This window comes from Microbacterium sp., assembly GCF_049661145.1.
Classification (GTDB): domain Bacteria; phylum Actinomycetota; class Actinomycetes; order Actinomycetales; family Microbacteriaceae; genus Microbacterium.
The window spans coordinates 1-2,084 of the sequence record NZ_JBASZT010000131.1 but is presented as its reverse complement, the minus strand read 5'-3'; the positions used below and the strand labels follow the sequence as shown (position 1 = coordinate 2,084).

Here is a 2,084-nt window from a genome sequence, read left to right as displayed (position 1 = left end):
CGTCAGGGGAGCGCGCCGCGGGGCTCAGCTCTTGCCGAGCTCGTCGAGCATGCGGCGCTGCTCGGCGGTCAGGCCGTCTCGCAGCTCGTCGACGTCCTCGCGCGCGGCTGCGGAGGGAATCGCCGAGCCGGTGGCGTCGGCATCCGCGGCGCCCTTCGAGGGACGGATGCCGGTGCTCGCCCGGTCGTAGAGATCACCGGCCGTCGCCCGGATGCGGTCGTCGACGAGGTCGTAGACGACCCACGCCACGAGCAGGAGGATCGGCGGAATGACCCAGCCCCAGAAGAATCCGCCAACGCGCACACCCGAGAAGAGCACGACGAGCACCCACACGATCAGCTCGACGATGAACACGATCGCGTACTGCACGAGCTTCTCGCCCACCGCGGTCCGCTCGGATGCCGACTTCGCCGCGGCGCGCGTGAACGCTCTCGAGATCAGCGGCTTCAGCCAGATCGTCGCGGCCGTGAGGAGTACCGATGCCCACAGCGCCGCCCAACCGACGCGCACCGACGGCAGCAGTAGCCCGATCAGCAGGAGCACGACCAGGGTGAAAACGTACAGGGATGCGAAGCGCACGATCCAGGCCCTCATGTTCTCAGCATCCCACGTCGCTCCGACACAGGGAACCACGCGCCGCCCCGTGCCCACACCGACCCGCCGTGCCCGGGCCTGGTGCGCCCGTGTCGGAGGGAGGTGCGAGAGTTGTCGCGTGGACCTGAACACCCTTGCCGGATCGATCGTCGCGCAGAGCTTTCCGGACTCGACACGTCGCGCGGCGCTCCGTCTCGTCCAGACGGGGCGGGTGAGCCTGTTCGACGCCGACGCGGCAGCGGACGTCGATGCGACGCCGGGCAGGGCCGGTGGCCGGGCGCCGGGCGCGATCGCGCAGATCGACGCGATCGTGACGGACGGTGTGCCCGAAATGGTCTCGCTGCGCATGAACACCCAGCGCGCGACCGTCGAGGTCTCGTGCGGTTGCGGCGAGGCGCCCGCCTGCGTCCACGTGGCCGCGGCCCTCGTCGAGCTGTCCGGTGAACGGCCCCCGGCACCGGTGCCGCCGTGGCGGCGCGAGCTCGACCGCATCCTGCCGGCCGGGGCGGACGATGCCGCCGACCAGACCCGGCTGTGCATTCTGGTGCAGATCGACCGCAGCCCCCGCGGGTACGGCTCGGGGCGCACGAACGCGCCGCGCGTGGCGATCCGGCCCGGGATGCTGGGCACTCGCGGCACCTGGATCAAGGGCACGGCGGGATGGGACCGCTACGACGGGCTCGATGCCCCCGCGGATCAGCTGGCGCTCCTCGGCGAGCTCGACCGGCTGACCGCCGACTCCGCCGACGGCTACTACTCGTACTACGACCGCATCGAATGGCGGCCGCTGCACCAGACCCCGTCGCGCACGCTGTGGCCGATGCTGACGACACTGGCGGATGCCGGGATCCCGCTCGTCTCCGCCGCGAAGTCGCACCTGCCGGTGCGTCTCGACGGCGCCCCCGCGACGGCCCGGATCGCCGTCACCGAGGCACGCGGCCGGCTTCGCGTCGCCGGTGAGGTGACGGTGGACGGCGCCGTCTGGACCGCGCCGCTGCTGTTCGTCGGCGACCCGGCGATCGCGCTGGCCGAAGTGACGGATGCCGGGACGGCATCCGAATCGATCATCCTGCACCCCTTCGCGCAACCGGTGACGGCGCCGCTGCGCCGGATCCTCGAGCGCTCGAGCCACATCTCCGTCGACAAGGGCGGCCGCGACGAGTTCGAGCGCTCCTACCTGCCGCGGCTGCGCACCCTCGCACCGATCCAGTCACCCGACGACTCCTACACACCGCCCGCGCCGCCCGAGGTCGTGCTGAACCTGAGCGTGCAGCACGAAGACCGGCAGACCCACCTCACATGGGAATGGGACCGGGGGTTCGTCGGCGCGCCGCCCGATGCCGAGCGCGAGAGCGCTATCGTCGCCGCGGTGGCCGAGGCCGCCGGCGCGCACGCCGCGCTGATCCTGCGTACGGGCGATGATGCGGGTGGCGTGCCGCGGGGAGGGCAGTCATCCGCGCCGACGGCGGGCGCGCCGACGGGCTCCGCGC

Annotated in this window: 2 protein-coding genes; one reads left to right on the top strand and one right to left on the bottom strand. The window is 72.4% G+C overall.

Annotated elements, in window-relative coordinates:
• Positions 1–24: 24 nt before the first annotated feature.
• The gene (locus WBP48_RS05845) at positions 25–594 is read right to left on the bottom strand and encodes a hypothetical protein (protein WP_424437472.1); all 570 of its coding nucleotides are present in this window, start codon (positions 592–594) and stop codon (positions 25–27) included.
• 118 nt (positions 595–712) lie between these two features.
• On the opposite strand from WBP48_RS05845, the gene WBP48_RS05840 reads away from it, so the two are divergent.
• The coding region (locus WBP48_RS05840) for a hypothetical protein (protein ID WP_424437470.1) at positions 713–2,084 on the top strand (1,372 nt) is incomplete at its 3' end.

Excerpts from the sequence above, each read along its gene's own strand:
- WBP48_RS05845 (WP_424437472.1), bottom strand. The coding sequence starts at position 594 with ATGAGGGCCTGGATCGTGCGCTTCGCATCCCTGTACGTTTTCACCCTG.